The following is a 21,902-nucleotide window of genomic DNA, read 5'->3' as shown; positions in this document are numbered from 1 at the left end:
TTTGAGTTGTGGTGAATGGATAAATTACGCAGAATAACTTTCAACTTTTGCCAGTGTTGATCTGTCAGCATGGTACGAGGCATAGCGAATAGTAAAATTGGGTTTGGCGATTTGATTTTACTACTTCGCTATTTTTTTAAGCTAAAAGTGTCAACATACCCTATTTAATTGCATTAAAATTCACCTAAAAACATTTTCAAAGTGATTGCAGGCCAAACAAGCCAATTTGGTGAGAGCAAAGTACTTCTTTACCAGCTTTTAATAATCTTTTTCTTGTTTTTGAATAGAGCAACGTTCGCAACCCAGAAGAATTGTTATGAGTTTGCAACAATCTTTTTTATCTCCATAGTTTGTCCTTATATTAAATACTACTCAAATTCCATCACCTGTATCGAGACCCTGATTCCATGTCCAAGATTCTTGCCAATGCTGTCCTTCCTTTCGCATTATTTAGCTCTGGAATTTTACTGATGGGCTGTGAACAGGCTGTCGAAGCACCGGCTGAACAGGCAGATACCACGACCTCAGATCTGGAACCAGCCTCTCAGCAACAGAGTTCAGCAGCACAAACCGAACTTAAATCGGGCAATATGTTTTATATGGTTCGTGATGTCGCCGACTTGCAGCTCAAGGCCGGCAGTTATGTAGAACAGTTAAAACAGACCCAGACCGAACTGCAAACGGCGGTCGAAGCTAAAGATACCCAGCAACTGGAGTCCACTGCGACCCAGCTACAACAGCAACTTAGCAGTTTTAATCAGGTGTTAGGCAACCTGAACTTGAAAAGTCAGGAAATTGACCAGATTCGTGACAACATTATGACCGCCAATCAGCAAGTTCTGGCTTCTCCTCTTTTAAATGGTCAGGTGGATTTCAGCCAAGTGAACTTGAAAAAGATTGAATCCCAGATGGTTAATGTGCAATCCGAAATGGTCAAACTGGCCGGCTTGCTGATCCAGAATCCAGATCAGGAATCAAAGAGCAATACTGATCAGGACAATACTTAAAATACCTAAAAATCTCATTTTGAGGCGATTGATCGAAACCCACCTTCCTCAATCGTCTTGCAGGCTATACACTGTTATGGATTATAAAAATTATATTTAGATCAAGAATTTTCATCTAATCAGATCATCAGGAGTTCAATCATGTCGAATTCAGTGCTGTATTCTGTGGTTCCAGTCACATCCCGGCTTGATCTGAAAGATCCTTTTATTTTTACCGTTCATCATCAAGATCATTATCCGCAAGGCAATGTCGAATTAGGCACAGTTTCCCCGCCACAGCAGCATGAATATGACATGTATTATGGCGAGAGTATTCCCGGCTTTCCGGAGCATCCGCATACTGGCTTTGAAACCATTACCATTGTCGAGCGCGGTTATGTCGATCATTTTGACTCGCTGGGAAACTCGGGACGTTATGGCGCGGGTGATGTGCAATGGCTGACTACCGGCAATGGGGTACAGCATTGCGAGATGTTTCCTTTAGTCCATCAGGATCAGGACAATCCTCTGGAGCTGTTTCAAATCTGGCTGAATTCCTCACCGGAACAAAAAAAGCAGCCGGCCGATTATAAAATGTTGTGGCGTGAACATATTCCACATGTATTTTCAGCCGATGCGACCGGACGTAAAGCGGAGATCCGGGTCATTTCAGGACAGTTTAAACAGACTCAGGCACTGGATCGTCCGCCACATTCATGGGCAGCCATTCCAGAGAATCAACTCAATATGTATTTAATCACTTTAAAGCCGGAAGCAGAATTAACCATTCCTGCCAGCACTGCTACTGCAACGCGTTTTTGTTATTTTTATCAAGGTAGAAGCTTGGAGCTTGAAGGACAGAAGATAGCGCCGAAGCATCTACTTGAACTCAAACCGGATGCAGATATTCAGCTCAAAGGTGGGCTGCTGGAATCACATATTTTATGGCTGGAAGGTGAACCGATCGGTGCACCAGTTGCCATGCATGGACCTTTTGTTTTGAATAGTGCGCAAGAGCTGGATACTGCTTTTCGCCGTTATCGCGAAACCCAGTTTGGTGGCTGGCCTTGGCCAAGCGCTGAACCGTCATTTCCACCAGAACATCCACGTTTCGCCAGTTATGAAGGCGGTAAACGTGAAGAATATTCAGACCAACTAGACAAAGAAACCACTAAATAGTGGCTTCTTTGACATTGGATCAGCTCATATTATTCTTTCGGGCTTTTGACAACGACTAGTTTCTTCTGCACAAACTCTCTAAAACCATCAATCGACAGTTCATGTCCATAACCGGAATTTTTGATTCCACCAAATGGCAATTCGGGCGTGGTGTCAGTAAACCAGTTGATCCAGATCATGCCGGTTTCTACCCGTGACGCCAGCTTTTTCGCCCGCTCAATATCCTGAGCATGGATCACGCCACCCAGACCATAATTGGAATCATTGGCAATTTCGACAATTTCATCATCATCCTTGGCCACATAGATTTGCGCCACCGGGCCAAAGAATTCTTCATACCAGGCTTCATTTTCACGCGTGATATTTTCCAGAATCGTTGGTGTATAGAAATTGCCTTGATGTTCTACAGCCTTACCGCCAATGACCACAGTTGCACCTTGTGCTACGGCCTTATCGACCTGCTTGGTCAGTTTTTCCAGCGCATCTTTTGAAGACAGTGGCCCTAAAGTGGTTTCAGGATCAAGCGGATCACCCAGTTTTAACTGTTCAAAGGCGTTCAGCATGCCGGCTTTGAATTGTTCGGCAATTTTTTCATGCAGAATAAATCGCTTCGCCGCCGTACATACCTGCCCGGCATTATTGACACGCGCCTGACAGCCTAACTTGATCGCGCGTTCCAGATCTGCATCATCGAGTACGATAAATACATCATTACCGCCCAGTTCCAGCGTTGATTTTTTAAGATGTTTGCCCGCCTGTTCAGCGACTGCACTGCCCGCACCTTCTGAACCTGTGAGTGCCACACCACGCACACGCTTGTCTGCAATTACTTCAGCGACCTGATCACTGCTGATAAACAGATTGGTCCAGACACCTTTGGGTGCGCCTGCATCCAAGACCAGTTGCTCAAAAGCTTCAGCACATTGCGGCACAATGCCGGCATGTTTTGCCAGAACCGGATTACCAATGGCACAGTTCGGTGCAAATACCCGCATCAGTTGATAAAATGGGAAATTCCACGGTTCTACCGCCATGATAATACCCAGTGGATGATGCTCAACCCAGGCCTCACCCAGTTCCGTTTCATAGGACACGGGCGCTAAAAACTCTTTGGCATGATCAGCATAATATTCGGCAATTTTGGCGCAGGTTTCGATTTCACCTTCACCCTGCTTGATCAGTTTCCCCATATCCTGGGTCATAAGCTTGGCCAGTTCAGCTTTTTGCGCTCGCATGTTGGTAGCCAATTTACGCAGTACTGCAATACGGATATCGACCTGCTGTGACCATTCTGACTTTAGAATTTTTTCTGCAGTATCGAGTGCATGTTGAATATCTTGATCGCTATGCGATGGGTAGTCTTTCAATTTTCGATTGGTAAATGGATTAATAGATTGATAAGCCATGGTTTTCCCTTTTTTCAATTATAAGTTTTGCCTGTTCTAAACTTCTATCGTATTAAGCTATAACAAGCGAAATCTGTTCGAATCATTTAACTTATCACTGATTTTTTTATGGCGTGTGCAGGTTTACAGATTGGTTCAAAACATTACTGAGAAAGGGTAAAAGTTATATCGAGTGGTACAAATTAAAATTTATTTAAGAATCGGAAATGTAAAACCAACACTCTCAAGATCGATACTTGCAAAAATTCCAAGCTAAAACAAATAATCTAAATCAGCTGTTTTAAGGTGATGCTAAAAATATAAATTTCAAATTTTCAGGTGTGTAGTACATTATTCTATATAGTAGAAAAAAGAAAATTCATAATGAGTCAAATACCATCTAATATCATTCAAACAGCAGAAAACTATTTTGATAATACAGTTTTAGAAACGACTGATACTATTTTTCAAGAAATTTTAAAAGCTTTTCCAATAGCATCTTCAGGTTTAGCGATTTATAAAGTTTTCAGAAGCTATAACGAAAAGCAAAAATTAAAAAATATCCTGGAATTTATAAAGGAAGGTGAAAAGTTAGCATCAGGAACATTACTAAAAATCTTCAAGAATCAAAACAACTTAGAAATAGGTGGTGAATTACTCAATGCTTTAGATAAAGTCTATTTAATCCATCAATCTAAAATGCTCGCTCGTTTAGCTCTTTTATATGATGCGAAAGAAATAAATCGTGAAAATTTTTTAAGATATGCTCATATTATTCCTCAATTTACATCGTTTTTATTAGAAGGGTTAGAAAAAGCCTACTTATCATTTGAAATGAACAAATCCAAGAAGGATTACTACCTTACGAATAATGAATGTAACTTTTCAGCATCTGAATTAGAAAAGTTTGGTTTTTTGTACGTAGTAGCTACATTTGGTTCTGGCAATAATTATGGTAGAGAAAAAGACTTAATCTTTTTTTATGAACACATATATAAAAACAAACATGATAAGAACCTATGAACTATAAAAAAACCACCCTTTCGGGTGGTTTTTTCAATCTCAAACCGTCTCTTATTGAGCGCGGTTTTTGATTTTGCGGATCGTTTCCAACTGTGCAGCAGTTTCTGCAAGAGCAGCCAAAGCAGCAGCAGCGTCCAAATCGCTCTTTTGATTCGCAAGCAATGCTTCAGCGTGTTTACGCGCTTCAACAATAGCTGCTTCATCTAAGTTTTCTGCACGGACTGCAGTATCTGCAAGAACCGTAACAACATGCGGTTGAACTTCTAGAACACCACCAGATACATAGATCAACTCTTCTGTACCGTTTTCCAAAATAACGCGGATCGCGCCAGGTTGGAGCAAAGTTACCAGCGGAGCATGGCCAGGCATAATACCCAACTCACCGCCAGCACCTTTTGCAATTAGCATAGTTATAGTGCCTGAGTACAAAGACTCCTGAACACTTACAACATCACATTGCATAGTCGCCATGAGAATCTCCTAAATTAGAGTAGCTAATTAAAGTTTCTCGGCTTTAGCAATAACTTCGTCAATACCACCAACCATGTAGAACGCTTGTTCTGGGATGTGATCGTATTCACCAGCTAGAAGACCTTTAAAGCCACGAATCGTTTCTTTAAGAGATACTAATTTACCAGGAGCACCAGTAAATACTTCAGCTACGTGGAACGGTTGAGAGAAGAAACGCTGGATTTTACGCGCACGGTAAACAACCAGTTTATCTTCTTCAGCAAGCTCGTCCATACCAAGAATCGCGATGATGTCTTTAAGCTCTTTATAACGTTGCAATACGTTCTGTACAGAACGTGCAATTTCATAATGCTCTTGACCAACAACTAACGGATCTAACTGGCGTGAAGTTGAGTCTAGTGGATCGATCGCTGGGTAAATACCACTCGACGCGATGTCACGGCTCAATACAACAGTTGCGTCTAAGTGAGCAAACGTTGTAGCAGGCGATGGATCTGTTAAGTCATCGGCAGGTACGTATACCGCTTGGATTGACGTAATAGAACCAGACTTAGTCGATGTAATACGTTCTTGAAGAACACCCATCTCTTCTGCAAGTGTAGGCTGGTAACCTACTGCAGATGGCATACGACCTAGAAGTGCTGATACTTCAGTACCCGCTAGTGTATAACGATAAATGTTATCTACAAACAATAGTACGTCACGGCCTTTACCGTTTTCGTCTTTCTCGTCACGGAAATATTCAGCCATAGTAAGACCAGTCAACGCTACGCGTAAACGGTTACCCGGTGGCTCGTTCATCTGACCGTAGACCATTGCTACTTTGTCTAGAACGTTAGAATCTTTCATTTCGTGATAGAAGTCGTTACCTTCACGAGTACGCTCACCAACACCAGCAAACACAGATAAACCTGAGTGAGCTTTCGCGATGTTGTTGATCAACTCCATCATGTTTACAGTTTTACCAACACCGGCACCACCGAACAGACCAACTTTACCACCTTTCGCGAACGGGCAAAGTAAGTCGATGACTTTAATACCAGTTTCTAAAAGGTCAGTAGAAGCCGCTTGTTCTGCATAAGAAGGCGCTTGACGGTGAATTGGTAAACGCGCTTCAGTCGCAACAGGACCAGCTTCGTCGATCGGGCGACCAAGAACGTCCATGATACGGCCTAGAGTCGCTGTACCTACTGGTACAGAAATCGGCGCGTTAGTGTTAGTTACGTTCAAACCACGCTTAAGGCCTTCAGTAGAACCCATTGCAATAGTACGAACTACGCCATCACCAAGCTGTTGCTGAACTTCTAAAGTAGTTTCAGTACCATCTACTTGGAGAGCGTCATAGATCTTAGGAACGCTGTTGCGTTCAAACTCGACGTCGATAACCGCGCCGATGATCTGAATGATACGACCGCTATTCATTGCTGTCTCCTCAATTCAAAATAATGTTAAACGGCAGCGGCACCACCAACGATCTCAGAAATTTCCTGAGTAATCGCGGCTTGACGCAGCTTGTTATAAATAAGTTGCAGGCTCTTAATGATCTCGCCTGCGTTGTCTGTCGCTGCTTTCATAGCGACCATACGTGCAGACTGCTCACATGCGATGTTTTCAATCACACCTTGATACACCACAGACTCGATATAGCGAACCAACAAGCCATTTAAAAGCTCTTCAGCTTCAGGCTCGTAGATGTAATCCCAACCGTATTGACGGTTCAGATTCTTGTCCTCTTCAGCAGCAGCCAAAGGAACAAGTTGTTCGATTTTTTGATTTTGAGTCATGGCATTGACAAAGCCGTTTGACACTAGATAAATACGATCTAACTCGCCTTTATCATAAGCATCCAACATCACCTGTACAGAACCAGATAACTGCTCAAGACTTGGGGCATCGCCGACTTGCGTCGTCGCACCAAGCACTTTACCGCCGTAGTTTTTAAAAAACGAAACCGCTTTTTGACCAATTAAAGCAAATTGAACTTCAATTGACTGCTCTTGTTGCTGTTGAACGTGTTTAACCACTTTCTTGAACAGGTTAATGTTCAAACCACCAGCAAGGCCACGATCTGAAGACACAATGATATAGCCAACGCGCTTAACCGGGCGTTCAACCATATAACGGTGTTTGTATTCAGGATTCGCTTGGACCAAATGAGCAATTACACGGTGCATATTTTCGGCATACGGACGGCCTTGAGCCATGCGCTCTTGCGCACGACGCATCTTAGAAGCTGCTACCATTTGCATCGCTCGAGTAATCTTCTGCGTGCTCTTGATACTAGCTACTTTGGCGCGAATTTCTTTTAAATTTGCCATACGCTTAACCTAGTATTCGAAAGCCCTTGCGAGCTTCCGAAGGTTGATTCCGTGAACCAAACCGACACTAAATTCAACAGAGGTTGAAATTAGTAAGTTTGAGTCGCTTTAAAGCTTTCAATACCTGCTTTGATTGCAGCTTCGATGTCTTTGTTGTAATCACCAGAGGCATCGATTTGTTGCATTAACGCAGCATGTTCTGAACGGAAGTAAGAAATTAACGCAGCATCAAAGTCTACGATTTTCTTAACGTCTACGTCAGCCATGTAGCCTTCGTTAGATGCATAAATTGAAACAGCTTGGTCAGCAATTGAGTATGGAGCATATTGTTTTTGCTTCATTAACTCAGTTACACGTTGACCATGTTCAAGTTGCTTACGAGTTGCTTCGTCAAGATCAGAAGCGAACTGAGCAAATGCTGCCAATTCACGGTATTGCGCCAAAGCAGTACGGATACCACCAGACAATTTCTTGATGATCTTAGTTTGCGCTGAACCACCAACACGAGATACAGAGATACCCGCGTTCACAGCAGGACGAATACCTGCGTTGAATAATGATGTTTCAAGGAAGATCTGACCATCAGTAATCGAAATTACGTTGGTTGGTACGAATGCAGATACGTCACCCGCTTGAGTTTCAATAATCGGCAATGCAGTTAATGAACCAGTTTGGCCTTTAACTTCACCGTTAGTGAATTTCTCAACGTAGTCAGCAGATACACGAGAAGCACGTTCAAGTAGACGCGAGTGTAGATAGAACACGTCACCTGGATACGCTTCACGACCTGGTGGACGGCGTAAAAGCAATGAAATTTGACGGTAAGCAACAGCTTGCTTAGACAAGTCATCATAAATGATTAACGCATCTTCACCGCGGTCACGGAAGTATTCGCCCATTGTACAGCCAGAATACGGAGCTAGATACAGCATTGCTGCTGGATCAGCTGCAGCTGCAGCTACAACAGTTGTATACGCCATAGCGCCAGTTTCTTCTAGCTTGCGTACCACGTTAGCGATAGTCGATTGTTTTTGACCGATTGCTACGTATACACATTTAATGCCAGAGTTTTTCTGAGCGATGATCGCGTCGATCGCCATTGCTGTTTTACCAGTTTGACGGTCACCAATGATCAACTCACGTTGACCACGGCCTACAGGGATCATTGTATCTACTGATTTATAACCAGTTTGTACAGGTTGATCCACTGATTGACGCCAAATTACGCCTGGTGCTACTTTTTCAACAGCATCAGTTAATTTTGCATCAATAGGGCCTTTACCATCAATCGGGTTACCCAAAGCATCTACTACACGGCCTAAAAGTTCTGGACCAACCGGAACTTCTAATACACGACCTGTGCAACGCGCTTTTTGACCTTCTTGAAGGCTTAAGTAGTTACCTAAAACAACGACGCCCACTGAATCCTGTTCTAGGTTCAGTGCCATACCGTAAAGGCCGCCGTCGAATTCGATCATTTCACCGTACATAGCGTCAGCTAAGCCGTGAATACGCACAATACCGTCGGAAACCATAACAATGGTTCCTTCGTTCTTAGCGGTTGCGCTGGTGTCCAGATCGCCGATACGCTGTTTAATGAGCGCACTGATCTCGGATGGATTCAGTTGTTGCATTGCGCTATACCTCAATCTTTTTAAAGTTCAGTCTTCTAAATGCAATTAAGCAAGAAGACGAGTACGCATTTTTTCAAGCTTGTTAAGCGCAGAATCATCTATCACTTGGTCGCCTGCACGAATAACTACACCAGCAATCAGCGCTGGGTTAACTTCTACAGAAACATTTACGGCAGCTTCGAATTTTTTCTCTAATGCATGCGCAAGTAATTGTTCCTGTACAGAAGTCAATGGGAATGCAGATTCAATCACTACATCCACAGTATTGTTATTCTGTGATTTAAGCTGCTCATATTCTGCTGCAATCTCAGGAAGAAGAACCAAACGGTTATTCTCTGCAAGCAATGTCAGGAAGTTAGACACTGCTGCAGTTTGGTCTTCACCTAAAACTTTCGCAAAAAGAGCCACCTGCTCAGCAGGTGTAAGCTCAGGGCGATTTAGATAAGCTGAAAATGCTTCGTCTTGCACCGCAGCACTGAGCAATTCAAGTGCTGTTGACCAAGAGTCAGTTGCACTTTGCTCAGAAGCGTAAGCAAATGCTGCTTTAGCGTATGGGCGTGCCAACGTCAAGAGTTCAGCCATAATCCGCCTCTCTTAAAGTTTAGCAGCCAGCTGAGTCAGCATGGCATTGTGAGCTTCTGCATCAACTTGCTGGCTAAGAATTTTCTCAGCACCAGTTACTGCAAGAGCAGCCACTTGTTGACGCAATTCTTCGCGAGCAGCATTGATTTCAGTATCAACAGCTTCTTTAGCCTGTTGACGAATACGCTCACCTTCAGCCGCAGCTTGGGTACGCGCTTCTTCGATCAATTGTGCACCACGACGGTTCGCTTGTTCGATCAATTGAGCCGCTTGTGCTTTTGCCGCGTCTAACTCAGCTTTCACTTGTGCTTGCGCATCTGCAAGGTCAGCCTTCGCTTTTTCAGCAGCATTTAAGCCATCAGCGATTTTACGCTGACGTTCACTAATCGCATTGATTAGTGGTGGCCATACAAACTTCATGCAGAATGCGACAAAAATCGCAAACGCAATCGCTTGGCCAAACAATGTGAGGTTGATATTCATTGCAAATTCCTCAAATAGTGAATTTCGGAATTAAGCTGATTAACCTACAAATGGATTAGCGAAGATGAAGAACAAGCCAATACCAACACCGATCATAGGCACAGCATCAAGAAGACCCGCGATTAAGAACATACGAGTTTGAAGTTGTGGAGCCAATTCTGGTTGACGAGCTACAGCTTCAAGGAAACGGCCGCCTAGAAGACCAAAACCAATCGCAGTACCTAAAGCACCGAAAGCGATCAAGATAGCAGATGCAATTGCAACTAGACCTAAAGTGAGTTCCATGATAATTCCTCAGAGGTTAGGTTTTATACCAAATTAAGTTAAAAAATTGTGTGCCCAACCATCCGTTGACAGTTAGGCAATACCATTAATGCTTTTCGCTTGCCATACTCATGTACACGATAGTCAACATCATGAAAATGAATGCTTGTAGCGTAATAATCAAAATGTGGAAAATCGCCCAAGGCACAGACAACGCCCACTGGATCCAGAACGGTAATAACGCGATAAGAATGAAGATTAACTCACCCGCATACATGTTACCGAACAGTCGTAGAGCCAATGAAACTGGTCGCGCCAAGAAAGTAGTCAATTCCAACAATAAGTTGAATGGAATTAAAAGCACTTTAGCAACTGGATTACTTGGGTTAAATGGGTTCAGTGCTAACTCACCAACGAAGCCGCCAACACCTTTCTCACGAATACTATAGAAAATAATTAAGAAGAATACAGAAATAGACATACCGAGGGTAATGTTTGGATCTGTAGTCGGAACAATTTTAAAGTAAACCTGATGAGGGTCTACACCCAGCATAGAAGCAATCGCGTGTTGAGCTACATAAGGAATAAAGTCAACAGGGATCAAATCCATCAAGTTCATGAGGAAAATCCACACGAAAATGGTTAATGCTAAGGGTGCAATTAATCGAGACTTCCCGTGGAAGGTATCACGTACACTTGAATCTACAAACTCGATAATCATTTCAATTGCAGACTGGAACTTGGTAGGAACACCAGCATTAGCCGCTTTCGCAACCAACCAGAACAACAAACAGAAAATCAGACCCAGTCCGATAGACCAACCCATTGAATCCAAGTGAATAGCAGTGAACCCCATCTGTTGAGCTTCAGCACCGCTCTCGGCCAATTTCCACGTACCGTCCGGCATTTTGCCATAGGTCATGTTGGTCAAGTGATGCTTGATATACTCGGTCGAAGTAAGGGCATGTTCTTCAGCAGCCATAAATCACACCTGGTCAATGTCAAAAAACTAATAGAACAAACGAATATCGCGTGCTGCTTGATATCTCGCCTGCTCCTGAAAAACTTTTCAATTTCTTGTTGTGCTTATACTCATTTTTGTAGACGTGACGCCCAAAACGGAGCGACCCACGACATGGCTTGAACAAGTATAAAACCACAAAACAACGCCACCGCTGACAACGGTTTAACATTGCTTAAAATTAAAATGAAACCAACAATCACAATGGCAAACTTTCCCATCAAGCCTTTATACATGTTCGAAAGAACTTGTTTAGACGCGCGGGCTCCTGCTGCTCGAAACGATTGCCACGAAAAATAACAAGTCGCGAGCCAACATACCAGTGCACCTAATGCTGCACTCAAGGCTGCGGTTGAGTCTTTCACGACCCAGCCGATCAAGGCTGAAACAGGGATCATACAGGCTTGCAGGAGGACCAAAGCTTTCGCTAATCGTCGGTCAATCAAGCGACTAGTTCGGCTCATTATTTATTCACTCACAGCAATCATGCTTGACAAGTTTAACAGGTGATTATTTTTAATCGCAGGCATTATAGAGTTACACCCCTGAACATGCAATCTTTTCCCGACCTTAGTCGTGTTTTTTTAAATCGGGCCACTGCTGTTAAACTAATCAAAATCTGTCTATTTTTTAAACCATTAGCGTGCATTTAGTACACATTTCTGGGTTTCTGTAGCCAATTGCTGCCAAGCCTGCACAAAGTCCCTTGCCCCGCTCATGCTTTCATCGACATGCTGGAACAGTACCGGATTGAGTTTGCGGTACTGGTTTTCACTGGCATGACCTTCGGCCAGCAGACACATTTTGCGCTGTGGACGATGATCCTGTAAAAACTTGATTTGGGCTACGGTTGGCGAAACATGTGGATCATCGGTCAGCGCCCCCATGAATTTTAAATTGAGTGGGCGCTCAAGATACTGGTAGGCATCGTGATAAGACCAATAAGGTTTGGCCTTGTTGCTTGAACTATAACGCTGGGCCGTAGCAAACATGTTTTGTGCAAAGTCACGGGCATTTTTCCAGTAGCGTTCACGATGCTCCGGCAGTTGCTGCGAACGTAGCGCCGCAATAAAGAAACCTATCCGTACCGCATTATTCGGATCGAGCCAGACATGCGTGTCTACCGTATTTTTTAAGGCCTCGCCACGCGGATTACGCATCGGCAAGGTAGTCAAAATTCCGGAGTCTAAAAGTGCGATACCTTTATTACTTTCATTCAGCACTTTCGCCAAGGGTGCTTCATGCGCCTGACCCAGCCAGATCACCAGACCTGCATTCTGAATAGTTTTTCGATGCGCCGGAGTCAGACTCACATCATGTCCACTTTGGTTGGCCAGCAATAAAGTCGGCTGTTCCACACCTTGGGTAATTTTCTTGGCAATCAGATGGATCGGCTGCGTAGACACCACCAGACTTTGTGACCAACTGAGTGTACTGAACAATGCGAGCAGACTGATTGCAAGAAGACGGAACATGAGTAGAAATCACTTAAAAACGATAAAATCAGGAAGTGTTATAATATAACAAAAATACAAAAATACCTATGCCCAATCGAAACTCAGAACGCTTCATGTTAAGATTTGAAATCTATTAATTTTCAGTTTCGCACTTGAGGTGAACTATGGGTTCCTGTTCGCACGAACACCACAACGCATTGCACGGCGTGCACGACCATCCCAATGTCGCACAACGTCTTGCTGAAGCGGAAAGTCTTTGTGCAGCAAGCGGCGCACGCCTTACGCCTTTACGTAAAGAAGTGCTGGAACTCATTCTGAATGCGCATGGCCCGATGGGCGCCTATGATCTGCTGGCACAAATGAAAAATGCCAGCGATCGTCCTGCAGCCCCACCAACGGTGTATCGCACTCTGGATTTTTTATTAAGCAAAGGGCTGATTCATCGCCTGACCTCGATCAATGCCTATATTCCCTGTTGCCATCCGCGTGAAGGTCATCAGGCTGCTTTTTTAATCTGTACCGAATGTAAAGCCGTGAAAGAAGCGTCGGCTCAGGGCCTGCTCAATCAACTCGATGCACTGGCAAGCTCGGACGACTTCACGGCACATCACAGCATTATCGAAATTTCAGGAATTTGTCAGCAGTGCCGCAACAAAGCTTAAGTGCCTCTCCCCTGATTCAGCTCTCCAAGATCTGGGTCAAAATCGATGAGCGCGATATCCTAAAAGCCATTGATTTCTCATTACAAGAGAAAGAAATTGTCACACTGATTGGTCCCAATGGTGCTGGTAAATCGACCTTAATTAAAGTCATGCTGGGCATACTAAAACCACAATCGGGTGAGATCAAAACTGCGCGCAAACTCAAATTCTCTTATGTGCCACAGAAATTTAATCCATCATATAGCTTGCCGCTACGAGTGAAAGATTTATTGGCACTAGAAAAATGCCCGTCCCAGATTAAAACTGAAATTATCCGGGATACTGGTATTAGTAAACTGCAAGATTCTAAAGTTCAGCAGTTGTCTGGCGGTGAACGTCAGCGGGTGCTACTGGCCCGCGCCTTATTACGCCAGCCGGACATTTTAGTTCTCGACGAACCGATGCAGGGTCTAGACATCCAGTCCGAAGCTGAACTGTATGAATATGTGCGTAACTTGCCGGAAAAATATGGCTGTGCCGTACTGATGGTTTCACATGACTTGCAATGGGTGATGCAAGGTACGACTCGTGTGGTCTGCTTGAATAAGCATATCTGTTGTAGCGGGCTGCCGGAAAGTGTGCAGCAACATCCCGAATATCAGGCAATTTTTGGCACTAACCGGGTATTCTACCAGCATCATCATGATCATTGTGCGCATGGTGATTCTGCCACACCCTGTCAGCATGATTCGCGTCCTCATATTCACCCCGAGCCGGAAGCTTAAACCATGATGGATTGGTTACAACTCCTTTTACCTGCATGGATCATGGGAACGCTATTGGTATTTCTGACTGCACCGCTGGGCTGTCTCATGCTCTGGCGGCGTATGTCATTTTTTGCCGATACCATGGCACACGGTACTTTACTCGGTGTTGCCATTGCTGGAGCTTTAAGTTTACCGCTGTGGATGGGAGTCACTTTTATTGCCTTATTATTGGTCGGGATTTTGTGGGTACTGCATGACCCACGCCTGCCGAATGATGCCTTGCTGGCCTTATGTTCAGCAACACTGCTTTGCTCGGGATTATTGTTCATTCAGCATTTACCGAGTTTAAGACCGGAACTTCTCAGCTATCTATTTGGTGATCTACTGACGATTTCTTGGGCGGACTTACCCACCTTTGCTATCGTGATTATTCTGGCCTTAGCCGTTCTCTATAAAAGCTGGCAAGCGCAGATTCAAATCGCAATTGATCCGGACATGGCGGTCAGTGAAGGTGTAAATGCCAAATGGCAACGCCTGATCTTTATGTTGTTATTGGCATTGTTTACCGTGCTTGCCCTGAAAGCAGTCGGTTCACTCTTGATGGGGGCATTACTGGTGATCCCTGCCCTGACTGCACGATTACTTGCACATTCACCAAAACAAATGGTGATCTGGGCATTTGTGATTGCGCAAATTGGGGTGACCGTGGGTCTGTGGTCGAGTGCCGGTCTCAATACTTCGACTGGTTTAACCATTGTCCTGACCATGGCAGTGCTGTTTGCACTGATCTTCTGTGTGCAAAAGTTTAAAAAGCTGGCTTAATCTTTCTTTTAAATCATGATGATTTTCTAATGATCTATTCCGCCTCTCTCCTTTAAGGAGAGAGCAAACACTCTTTATTGATGCACCAAACTCAATAAAAATGCAGCGCCTGCAAATAAACCGGCAAAAGTCCGGTTCATGACTTTTTGTTGTTTCGGTGATTTTAGTAGCCTTAAAACTTTAGCAGCCAATCCGGTATAACCCGCCATCACAATCAGATCAATCGTCACCATTGTCGCAGCCATAATCAAATACTGAATCCATTGAGGCTTGGACAAATCCAGAAATTGCGGCAAGACGGCCAGTAAAAATACGATGGCTTTAGGATTACTGATATTAACCAAGAAACCATGCAATACCAGTTTCCCTCTCGATTTTCGCGCCAATTCATGTTTAATTTCGATAGATTGTGCAGGTGCTTTCCACTGCAAAATAGCCAAATACAATAAATAGCCGACACCAAACCATTTCACCACTAAAAATGCCCACGGGGTTGTCGCAAACAAAACTCCCACGCCTGCCGCAACCACTGCAATCTGCACCAATAACGCCAGTTGCAGACCCAGCGCATTCCAGTAACCATGCCGAAAACCATAATTCAATCCGCTCGACATCGATGCAATTGCACCAGCGCCCGGAGACACACTAATCACCCAGCAGGCCAGCATATAGGCAAACCACATTTGATAGGACATGGATATTTAACTCAGCAAAACTTGCCCAATATTATATGAATTTTCTAATAAAATCAGGCTAAAAACCTGCTTAAATATAAGGCATTGCACTATTCACTCTGTCTAGCTTCAGGCACAATATGTACATTAAAAACAGGATCTATCCTTACAGGAGCCATGAATGACAGCCCAATCGGTAATCTTGCCACTTCCTTCAGATCATGCCCGTTTTATTGTTTTACGTCTTAAAGATTTGAGTATTGAACAATTAAAAGAACAACTCGAACATCTTTTTACTTCGCGTGATCGTCTTATTACGCAACATCCTCAAGCACAAATTAAAACGGCAGTGGCTTTTGGTCCTGAACTGTGGGCAAAACTTTATGATCAAGCTCCTGCAGGATTTAAACAGCTTGCACCTATTCAGGGTTCATTCGAAATGCCCGTGGTTCCAGCAGATGTACTGATTCATATTGCCAGTGCCCGTGCTGATATCTGTTTTGCGCTCAGTCAGGCTTTTTTTGAAGGTATTCAGGCCCAGGTTCAGGTACTGGATGAGCGGGTATGCTTCCGATATTTTGATGGTCGTGACATTACTGGCTTTATTGATGGGACTGAAAATCCGCAATTCCCGGATGATCGTGCTGAAGTCGCATTATTAGGTGAAGATTCAGGTATTTTCCAAGATGGTTCATTTATTTTTGCCCAGCGTTACGCGCATAACCTGGAAAAATGGAAAAAGCTAAAAGTTGATACTCAGGAACAGGTTATGGGTCGCACCAAGCTTGAATCCATTGAATTGGATGATGAAGTCAAACCTGAAAATGCGCACGTGGCACGTACTGTAGTTGAAGATGAAGAAGGTGAAGAAATGGAAATCCTGCGTCACTCCTTGCCATATGGTGACGGACGTGGCGACCAGGGTCTATTCTTTATTGCCTACACCAAAGACCTGAAAATTATTGATGCTATGTTAGAACGTATGTTCGGTACATCTGGTGATGGAATTCATGACCGCCTGCTGCATTTTGTAACACCTCTGGATGGTGCCTATTACTTTGCACCGAGTGAGGAGTTACTGGAAGAGGTTTTGTAAATTCACTTTAAAATTAAGCATAAATCTTATTTCGATTTATGCTTTTTAACTAAGATTAAAATAGAATTTAAAGAGTTATAAGCAACTTATATTATCTATATGTATGTTACTTTTATTAAAAATAGTAGTCTTCTTGGTTCTTAAATTTTTATATTCGACATCATATAAAAGATAACCTTGTGACATAAAAGTATAATACCCAGTAATTTCTCCATTAATGATTTCATTCATTGTTCTATAGACTTCAGGCTTAGCATTATCACCCATATCGACATTTTTTTCTTTTATAGGTCTTGATATTTTAATATTTTTCAAATAGGGATAATATTTTACAAAATTAATATCAGGATACTTACTAGAAACTAACAAAATAGATTTCTTTTCACTTATCAGACAATAATATTCATCATTTGATTGTGCGCTTGTACATACCACTAGAGCAAAAAAAATAAGTATAATTTTTTTCATAATTCTTTTAACCTCTTTTTAGCTAATGTTATTGCAGAATTCGCACTATAACCATACCTCTTTCTGCCAACTTTGTTCCCTTTCTTATCTTGTTTATAACCAAAAGGATAATCTTTGTCTTTACACATTTCTAGAAATCTTGAGTATCCTTTTTTTGACTCATTAGAGTTTTTTAATTTTCCTTTTTTGTAACCAGCAGGATCACTCCATAAACCCCATCCAAAGCATTCACCAATTTTATTAAAATAAATATAACTATTTTCAAATTTCGTATAATTATCAAGATTATCAACTATTTTCTTATCTAAATTTAAACAGGTTTTTATATTAAGAGCGATTACAGCTCTTTTATAGTATTTCTCTCTATCATCAAATCCGTTATATCCGCCATTAATTAAAGCACAAGTTGCTATTAAATCATTATTAATGGCATGAGGACTCAAATTGCCAGCTTTAGAATGATGCCAATACCATACTGCAGAACCTACAGCATGTTTTTTTTCTTTAGCAATTCTATGTTTATTATTTCCTAAAAAGTTTTCATTCACTGCTAACCCATAAAGCTCATAATTATTTTTATAGGTTAATTGCATTAAGCCACGTCCTTTATAGCCATCATAAACTTCACTTTCAGATTTACCACCTAATCCTTCTTCTAGCAAAGAATAACTTGCAGTTTCATGTAATGTGTGTGCTATAAAATGAGCCTTTTCAAGACAATTAATCATATTAAGTTTTTTAAATTGTTCATTTAAATCATTAAGAAAGCTTATAGCTGTGGCACTAGTTGTTATTTTTTTAAATTCTTCTGCTGAAATATCCCTATTACAGACACATTTACTTATTTTTAAATTTTTCTCTATTCTTGGCTTATTTAGTACAGTTCGACCTACCGTTAAGTCCACATCTAATTTCATTTTTATGGCATCTTCTTTAATTCTTTTTACCACATGAGTTTTCGGTTCCAAGGGATTACCATCAGGTTTAAATACCGTGATCTGTATTTTTTCTCCAATCATGCTTGGAAATGAAAATTTACCATCAGAGGTATTTGAAATTTTGGTTATCTTATTTCCTAGATAAAGTATCTCGATCTTTGTATTTTCAACGATATAACTATTTCCTTCTCTATCTAGAAGTTGGATATTTGATTCACTTTTAAAGTTTTCGCAGGGTTCGTCTAATTTAATTATTTGTGGTATTTGAGAGCCATGCTCAGAGTTAACAGCACCTTTTAGAGCAAACTCATCATTTGAAGTCAAAACTAGAATTTCAATATCTCGATTAGGTGAAGATACCACCTCTACAATGCCCTGCTCATTGGTATGACGTTCAAATGAACTTTGTTTTCCTTTAGGGCGAGATTTTACCGGGAAACTCGTTAATATTTTCTCATTGCAGTCTATTATTTTAAATAAAGTCGTAACTATACCTTTTGTAGTAGGCATCACTTTTTCTTTATGATACTCCTCTATACTTTTAGGCAAGGATACTTTTACAGGATTCTTTCTAGAAGAAATGATTGAAGAATCAATCGTTTTAATAACGATATAATCTTCCACATTAGGTGGCTTAGCTAAAATTTCCACAGTTCGATTTGGTGAACCCTGAAATATAAATAAACCATCTTTATCTGTTTTATTTGTATTTTCTCTCGATGAACCTTTATAGCGTGATTTAACTTTTAAATTAATGACATATTTTCCTGAAGCATCATAAATTTTTGATGTTATGGTAACTAAATTGCTCATCATTCGACATCCTCTTCAGTATATACATCATCCTCTAAATCCCTTTCTTCTATCTCATACAATAGTTCATCAATACTTTCATTATCTAAGTCTTGAATGAGATGAGTTTGTAAAGAATTAAATCCTAAAGCCACGAAATCTGTGGGTTGAGAGGTATAGAATCTTAAAGTACTTAATTGATTATTTTCATTTAATACAGACTTCTTAGTTTTAATTAAGTTCCCATCCAACTTATTTAGAATACAAATTTCTTTTTCTCCTGCAGACTGGTTAGTCCACTGATAGTTAATTTTATTACTGAATAATGTTTTCATTTTTGGAAGATTTATTTTTTGTTCAATAATATTTTGACCTTTCGTAAACAGATGCTGCCCGGCCTTACACTCAAATTTCCCACCAGTTGTGACCATTACTCCACCACCATTGATCTTAATTTGAGACCCTCCAGCGGTCAGTACGATCTCCTTCGGACTGGTGATTTCGATCTTGTCTTCAGTCGAAATAAGCTTGATTACCTTGCGGGCAATCGCTTCAATTGCATCATCTTGGGCTTGTATTTCAATTTTGCCTTGAGCTGCATAGACACTTACGCCTTCTTGAGCAGCGAACAAACTGATCCGGTCCTGTGCATGAGCAACTAAAGATTTCTGTGTGGAAAAATGAATATTGTCCCCGGCACTCTGATTGATTTGCTGATCAGCGGATAAATGAATATTTTCCTTTGTGCTCAGTGCAATCGATTGGGGTGCGGTTAACAGCATCACCGCCTGTTTAAATGCAGTAGCTTTGCCCCGGTCTTCAGCTTCAATCTGATTCAGAAACTGTTTTAAACTATCAAAAAATTCCAATGGATCAGCCTGCTGTTTTTCTGCAATATCACTCAAGGCTTTACTATGATTGAGATTCGATTCAAGCTGTTCTTTGGCTGAGTCAGCATCCAGGTGATTGCCTGCGGCTGACTCTTGCCCATAAGTGGAAATCAGCAAGCCTTTCCCTGCACGTATGGCACCCCAATGATCCGTTCTTAACTCAAAACCTTCTCCCCGACCTTCGCTGCTTTCACTTTCTTTGGGGTGGCTTAGATTTCCCAGATTGAGCTGGCTGGCTGCATGACTACTTTGCAGCTGTACACTGATCTGTCCAGTCGTATCATCAAAACGCAACTGGTTAAAGCCCTCACCATCGACCTCCTGAGAACGGATGCCACTGAGTTTTTTGGTCGCAGGAAGTTCTCCTTTTGCATCAAACATGGTCGGATGCCGTTCTGCTTCATGAATCCGTCCCACCACAAAGGGCCGGTCGATATCACCTTCAAAGAAGTCAATCACTACAATTTCGCCAATTCGCGGATGCAACCTGATGCCATAGCCCTCACCCGCCCAAGGGGTCAAAACATCCACCCAGGCAGAATCACTATCATTGTCATTGCTGCCTGCACCGCCATCATGCTGATGATCCTCACTCCGGGTAAATAGAAAACGAACTTTCACCCGCCCCCATGCATCGACATGAATCGTTTCACCTTCAGGTCCGACCACTCGAGCCCGTTGCGGATATGCAGCAGGCCGATGAATGAAGGGGTGGTACTCAGGAACAACCGGGATTTCACGGCGCACCATCTGTAGTTCATTGGCCTGTCGTTCCTCCTGTGTCATCTGCCAGCCGCTCTTCTCAAGCAAACTGTCCAGCTGAGATAAGATATCTTTGGGTAAATTGTTCTGGTTATAAAACCGCTTAGCTAAAATCAGAAATTCACGTTGATGGGCAGGATGCTGATCAATTTCAGGATGCTGTTGCAGTTCAAACCAGTATCCAACCTGAGCATCTCGTACGCTGCTACTGGCTTTAAAATATTTAGACTGCAAAGCATGATAGTCACTGAGCTGCTGATTGAGTCGATCCAGTTGGGCTATACCAGATGCTGTCACCTGATCCTCATGATTTAAGTCGCCGGTCCAGGCCGGACTGATGTTCCACGCATCTTCAAGCTGAAGAGTGGCATTTGCGTGAATATCACTTTGCTGATGATTACTGAATAAAGGCTGGCTTTGATCTTGAGCAAGTTGCTGGGCATGCCAGCGCTGGGTTTGGGTACTATTCGGATTGAGCTGACGTACCGCAATCAGACTGGTCAATGTGTCCAGCTGTTCGGTGGCATGACTGCGATGAAACCGGATGGAACGGCGTTTTAAAGCTGAAAAATATTGGGAATGATCTACCAGTTTTAAAAACTGAGCTTGAATCTCGCTGGCTGATACAGGCACAGTTAATTGCTTTTCATCGATCAGCCAGTTAATTCCTTCGCTACGCCATAAACGGGTCAGAAAATCATAATCCGATTCATTAGATTGCATCACAAAAGGCCGGACATCATAGTCCCGGCTGAGTCCTGTCAAATCCAGGCTGAGACTGACCGCGAATAATGCACTTCTGTTTTGCCATTCACTGAACAGGATTTCACTGATCTCGCGCACCGTCTTGTTCATAAAAACCCGACTGTTACGGCGCTTCTGCCAGAGTGCAGTCGCGTCATTCAGCGTCAGTTTATACAGGGTCAAAGCTCCATCATTCTGTCCTTGGCTGGCTGCAGTAATAATGCCCGTAGTCCGGAAAAGTTCACCCCGGTCTGTGACCTGATCAATGGCCACCCGACAGCCGATAAACTGTTTCAAGGCAATATGAGCATGAGTGGAAAGACAGATCAGTTCAGCCTGCAGACCTTGATTGATCTGATGCTGACCCTCAATCCGCTGAATCAAAACCTGATGATTTAAAGGAGGATGTGAAAACTGTAAATGTAGCGCACGATGCTGGCGCTTAAGCCCGAGCTGCTCCAGCAGCATATGGATAGGTTTTGGCATTTTATAGTTATAATTTTAA

At 42.5% G+C, this 21,902-nt stretch carries 22 protein-coding genes and 1 pseudogene; 7 read left to right on the top strand and 16 right to left on the bottom strand.

Translation table 11 applies throughout. The features are described from left to right. Positions 1 to 83: pseudogene (locus tag AC13CK_RS06565) on the bottom strand (IS5/IS1182 family transposase); the annotation flags it as partial. A 324-nt stretch (positions 84 to 407) separates the two neighbouring features. On the opposite strand from AC13CK_RS06565, the gene AC13CK_RS06560 reads away from it, so the two are divergent. Together AC13CK_RS06560 and AC13CK_RS06555 are read left to right on the top strand one after the other, a co-directional pair. Next, a complete protein-coding gene (locus AC13CK_RS06560; protein WP_425880121.1) occupies positions 408 to 1,007 on the top strand; it encodes a hypothetical protein in 600 nt (199 codons plus the stop codon). Between the two features lie 141 nt (positions 1,008 to 1,148). Beyond that, positions 1,149 to 2,165: a pirin family protein gene (locus AC13CK_RS06555; RefSeq protein ID WP_425880122.1), complete on the top strand. Its 1,017-nt coding sequence runs from the start codon at positions 1,149 to 1,151 to the stop codon at positions 2,163 to 2,165. Positions 2,166 to 2,194: 29 nt separating this feature from the next. Here the strand turns inward: AC13CK_RS06555 and AC13CK_RS06550 are convergent, their stop codons facing one another. After that, positions 2,195 to 3,571 (bottom strand): NAD-dependent succinate-semialdehyde dehydrogenase, encoded by a 1,377-nt coding sequence (locus tag AC13CK_RS06550; protein ID WP_425880123.1) that lies wholly within the window; start codon positions 3,569 to 3,571, stop codon positions 2,195 to 2,197. A gap of 363 nt (positions 3,572 to 3,934) precedes the next feature. Between AC13CK_RS06550 and AC13CK_RS06545 the strand changes: the two genes are divergently transcribed. Continuing rightward, positions 3,935 to 4,573, top strand: a complete 639-nt coding sequence (locus tag AC13CK_RS06545; protein ID WP_138743286.1) for a hypothetical protein — start codon at positions 3,935 to 3,937, stop codon at positions 4,571 to 4,573. A gap of 51 nt (positions 4,574 to 4,624) precedes the next feature. Here the strand turns inward: AC13CK_RS06545 and AC13CK_RS06540 are convergent, their stop codons facing one another. The 10 genes from AC13CK_RS06540 to AC13CK_RS06495 form a co-directional block, all read right to left on the bottom strand. After that, positions 4,625 to 5,044, bottom strand: a complete 420-nt coding sequence (locus tag AC13CK_RS06540) for a F0F1 ATP synthase subunit epsilon (RefSeq protein WP_004732608.1) — start codon at positions 5,042 to 5,044, stop codon at positions 4,625 to 4,627. 27 nt (positions 5,045 to 5,071) lie between these two features. After that, positions 5,072 to 6,466 carry a F0F1 ATP synthase subunit beta gene (gene atpD, locus AC13CK_RS06535; RefSeq protein ID WP_004644863.1) on the bottom strand — a complete coding sequence of 465 codons (1,395 nt, stop codon included), beginning with the start codon at positions 6,464 to 6,466 and terminating at the stop codon, positions 5,072 to 5,074. A gap of 26 nt (positions 6,467 to 6,492) precedes the next feature. Then, a complete protein-coding gene (atpG, locus tag AC13CK_RS06530) occupies positions 6,493 to 7,362 on the bottom strand; it encodes a F0F1 ATP synthase subunit gamma (RefSeq protein ID WP_004644862.1) in 870 nt (289 codons plus the stop codon). Positions 7,363 to 7,451: 89 nt separating this feature from the next. Next, a complete protein-coding gene (gene atpA, locus AC13CK_RS06525; protein WP_004644861.1) occupies positions 7,452 to 8,996 on the bottom strand; it encodes a F0F1 ATP synthase subunit alpha in 1,545 nt (514 codons plus the stop codon). Positions 8,997 to 9,041: 45 nt separating this feature from the next. Further along, positions 9,042 to 9,578 carry a F0F1 ATP synthase subunit delta gene (locus AC13CK_RS06520; RefSeq protein ID WP_004280992.1) on the bottom strand — a complete coding sequence of 179 codons (537 nt, stop codon included), beginning with the start codon at positions 9,576 to 9,578 and terminating at the stop codon, positions 9,042 to 9,044. A gap of 12 nt (positions 9,579 to 9,590) precedes the next feature. Continuing rightward, entirely contained in the window at positions 9,591 to 10,061 is a 471-nt protein-coding gene (locus AC13CK_RS06515; RefSeq protein WP_004280990.1) for a F0F1 ATP synthase subunit B, read from the bottom strand. 39 nt (positions 10,062 to 10,100) lie between these two features. After that, positions 10,101 to 10,346 (bottom strand): F0F1 ATP synthase subunit C, encoded by a 246-nt coding sequence (atpE, locus tag AC13CK_RS06510; protein ID WP_000424060.1) that lies wholly within the window; start codon positions 10,344 to 10,346, stop codon positions 10,101 to 10,103. A gap of 85 nt (positions 10,347 to 10,431) precedes the next feature. Continuing rightward, on the bottom strand, positions 10,432 to 11,307 hold the full coding sequence (gene atpB / locus AC13CK_RS06505) for a F0F1 ATP synthase subunit A (protein WP_004644859.1): 876 nt from the start codon (positions 11,305 to 11,307) through the stop codon (positions 10,432 to 10,434). 110 nt (positions 11,308 to 11,417) lie between these two features. Then, positions 11,418 to 11,810: an ATP synthase subunit I gene (locus AC13CK_RS06500; protein ID WP_004280982.1), complete on the bottom strand. Its 393-nt coding sequence runs from the start codon at positions 11,808 to 11,810 to the stop codon at positions 11,418 to 11,420. A 174-nt stretch (positions 11,811 to 11,984) separates the two neighbouring features. Further along, positions 11,985 to 12,821 carry a metal ABC transporter solute-binding protein, Zn/Mn family gene (locus AC13CK_RS06495; RefSeq protein ID WP_005105131.1) on the bottom strand — a complete coding sequence of 279 codons (837 nt, stop codon included), beginning with the start codon at positions 12,819 to 12,821 and terminating at the stop codon, positions 11,985 to 11,987. A gap of 146 nt (positions 12,822 to 12,967) precedes the next feature. Between AC13CK_RS06495 and AC13CK_RS06490 the strand changes: the two genes are divergently transcribed. From AC13CK_RS06490 to znuB, 3 genes are read left to right on the top strand one after another with little or no spacing between them, the layout of a single operon-like run. Next, on the top strand, positions 12,968 to 13,465 hold the full coding sequence (locus tag AC13CK_RS06490) for a transcriptional repressor (protein WP_085064895.1): 498 nt from the start codon (positions 12,968 to 12,970) through the stop codon (positions 13,463 to 13,465). Continuing rightward, the gene (gene znuC / locus AC13CK_RS06485) at positions 13,438 to 14,229 is read left to right on the top strand and encodes a zinc ABC transporter ATP-binding protein ZnuC (protein ID WP_171065008.1); all 792 of its coding nucleotides are present in this window, start codon (positions 13,438 to 13,440) and stop codon (positions 14,227 to 14,229) included. The genes AC13CK_RS06490 and znuC overlap by 28 nt, the downstream gene beginning before the upstream one ends. 3 nt (positions 14,230 to 14,232) lie before the next feature. Then, on the top strand, positions 14,233 to 15,033 hold the full coding sequence (gene znuB / locus AC13CK_RS06480) for a zinc ABC transporter permease subunit ZnuB (protein ID WP_138743288.1): 801 nt from the start codon (positions 14,233 to 14,235) through the stop codon (positions 15,031 to 15,033). Positions 15,034 to 15,107: 74 nt separating this feature from the next. Here the strand turns inward: znuB and AC13CK_RS06475 are convergent, their stop codons facing one another. Then, a complete protein-coding gene (locus AC13CK_RS06475; protein ID WP_425880124.1) occupies positions 15,108 to 15,728 on the bottom strand; it encodes a LysE family transporter in 621 nt (206 codons plus the stop codon). 160 nt (positions 15,729 to 15,888) lie between these two features. On the opposite strand from AC13CK_RS06475, the gene AC13CK_RS06470 reads away from it, so the two are divergent. After that, positions 15,889 to 16,803, top strand: coding sequence for a Dyp-type peroxidase (locus tag AC13CK_RS06470; protein WP_005105126.1), 915 nt, complete (start codon positions 15,889 to 15,891; stop codon positions 16,801 to 16,803). Positions 16,804 to 16,878: 75 nt separating this feature from the next. On the opposite strand, the gene AC13CK_RS06465 is transcribed toward AC13CK_RS06470, so the two are convergent. From AC13CK_RS06465 to AC13CK_RS06455, 3 genes are read right to left on the bottom strand one after another with little or no spacing between them, the layout of a single operon-like run. After that, on the bottom strand, positions 16,879 to 17,271 hold the full coding sequence (locus AC13CK_RS06465) for a hypothetical protein (RefSeq protein WP_180181000.1): 393 nt from the start codon (positions 17,269 to 17,271) through the stop codon (positions 16,879 to 16,881). Beyond that, positions 17,268 to 19,025 carry a glycoside hydrolase family 19 protein gene (locus tag AC13CK_RS06460; protein ID WP_311204140.1) on the bottom strand — a complete coding sequence of 586 codons (1,758 nt, stop codon included), beginning with the start codon at positions 19,023 to 19,025 and terminating at the stop codon, positions 17,268 to 17,270. Before AC13CK_RS06460 ends, AC13CK_RS06465 begins: the two co-directional genes overlap by 4 nt. Next, positions 19,022 to 21,883, bottom strand: coding sequence for a type VI secretion system Vgr family protein (locus tag AC13CK_RS06455; RefSeq protein ID WP_482831022.1), 2,862 nt, complete (start codon positions 21,881 to 21,883; stop codon positions 19,022 to 19,024). The genes AC13CK_RS06460 and AC13CK_RS06455 overlap by 4 nt, the downstream gene beginning before the upstream one ends. Positions 21,884 to 21,902: the final 19 nt, after the last annotated feature.

This window comes from Acinetobacter sp. L-24 (assembly GCF_056857555.1).
This window is presented reverse-complemented; position numbering and strand designations above follow the sequence as displayed.

Bases quoted from the DNA above. Each gene is read 5' to 3' on its own strand.
- AC13CK_RS06560 (WP_425880121.1), top strand. From the start codon at position 408: ATGTCCAAGATTCTTGCCAATGCTGTCCTTCCTTTCGCATTATTTAGC.
- AC13CK_RS06555 (WP_425880122.1), top strand. From the start codon at position 1,149: ATGTCGAATTCAGTGCTGTATTCTGTGGTTCCAGTCACATCCCGGCTT.
- AC13CK_RS06550 (WP_425880123.1), bottom strand. From the start codon at position 3,571: ATGGCTTATCAATCTATTAATCCATTTACCAATCGAAAATTGAAAGAC.
- AC13CK_RS06545 (WP_138743286.1), top strand. From the start codon at position 3,935: ATGAGTCAAATACCATCTAATATCATTCAAACAGCAGAAAACTATTTT.
- AC13CK_RS06540 (WP_004732608.1), bottom strand. From the start codon at position 5,044: ATGGCGACTATGCAATGTGATGTTGTAAGTGTTCAGGAGTCTTTGTAC.
- atpD (WP_004644863.1), bottom strand. From the start codon at position 6,466: ATGAATAGCGGTCGTATCATTCAGATCATCGGCGCGGTTATCGACGTC.
- atpG (WP_004644862.1), bottom strand. From the start codon at position 7,362: ATGGCAAATTTAAAAGAAATTCGCGCCAAAGTAGCTAGTATCAAGAGC.
- atpA (WP_004644861.1), bottom strand. From the start codon at position 8,996: ATGCAACAACTGAATCCATCCGAGATCAGTGCGCTCATTAAACAGCGT.
- AC13CK_RS06520 (WP_004280992.1), bottom strand. From the start codon at position 9,578: ATGGCTGAACTCTTGACGTTGGCACGCCCATACGCTAAAGCAGCATTT.
- AC13CK_RS06515 (WP_004280990.1), bottom strand. From the start codon at position 10,061: ATGAATATCAACCTCACATTGTTTGGCCAAGCGATTGCGTTTGCGATT.
- atpE (WP_000424060.1), bottom strand. From the start codon at position 10,346: ATGGAACTCACTTTAGGTCTAGTTGCAATTGCATCTGCTATCTTGATC.
- atpB (WP_004644859.1), bottom strand. From the start codon at position 11,307: ATGGCTGCTGAAGAACATGCCCTTACTTCGACCGAGTATATCAAGCAT.
- AC13CK_RS06500 (WP_004280982.1), bottom strand. From the start codon at position 11,810: ATGAGCCGAACTAGTCGCTTGATTGACCGACGATTAGCGAAAGCTTTG.
- AC13CK_RS06495 (WP_005105131.1), bottom strand. From the start codon at position 12,821: ATGTTCCGTCTTCTTGCAATCAGTCTGCTCGCATTGTTCAGTACACTC.
- AC13CK_RS06490 (WP_085064895.1), top strand. From the start codon at position 12,968: ATGGGTTCCTGTTCGCACGAACACCACAACGCATTGCACGGCGTGCAC.
- znuB (WP_138743288.1), top strand. From the start codon at position 14,233: ATGATGGATTGGTTACAACTCCTTTTACCTGCATGGATCATGGGAACG.
- AC13CK_RS06475 (WP_425880124.1), bottom strand. From the start codon at position 15,728: ATGTCCTATCAAATGTGGTTTGCCTATATGCTGGCCTGCTGGGTGATT.
- AC13CK_RS06470 (WP_005105126.1), top strand. From the start codon at position 15,889: ATGACAGCCCAATCGGTAATCTTGCCACTTCCTTCAGATCATGCCCGT.
- AC13CK_RS06465 (WP_180181000.1), bottom strand. From the start codon at position 17,271: ATGAAAAAAATTATACTTATTTTTTTTGCTCTAGTGGTATGTACAAGC.
- AC13CK_RS06460 (WP_311204140.1), bottom strand. From the start codon at position 19,025: ATGATGAGCAATTTAGTTACCATAACATCAAAAATTTATGATGCTTCA.
- AC13CK_RS06455 (WP_482831022.1), bottom strand. From the start codon at position 21,883: ATGCCAAAACCTATCCATATGCTGCTGGAGCAGCTCGGGCTTAAGCGC.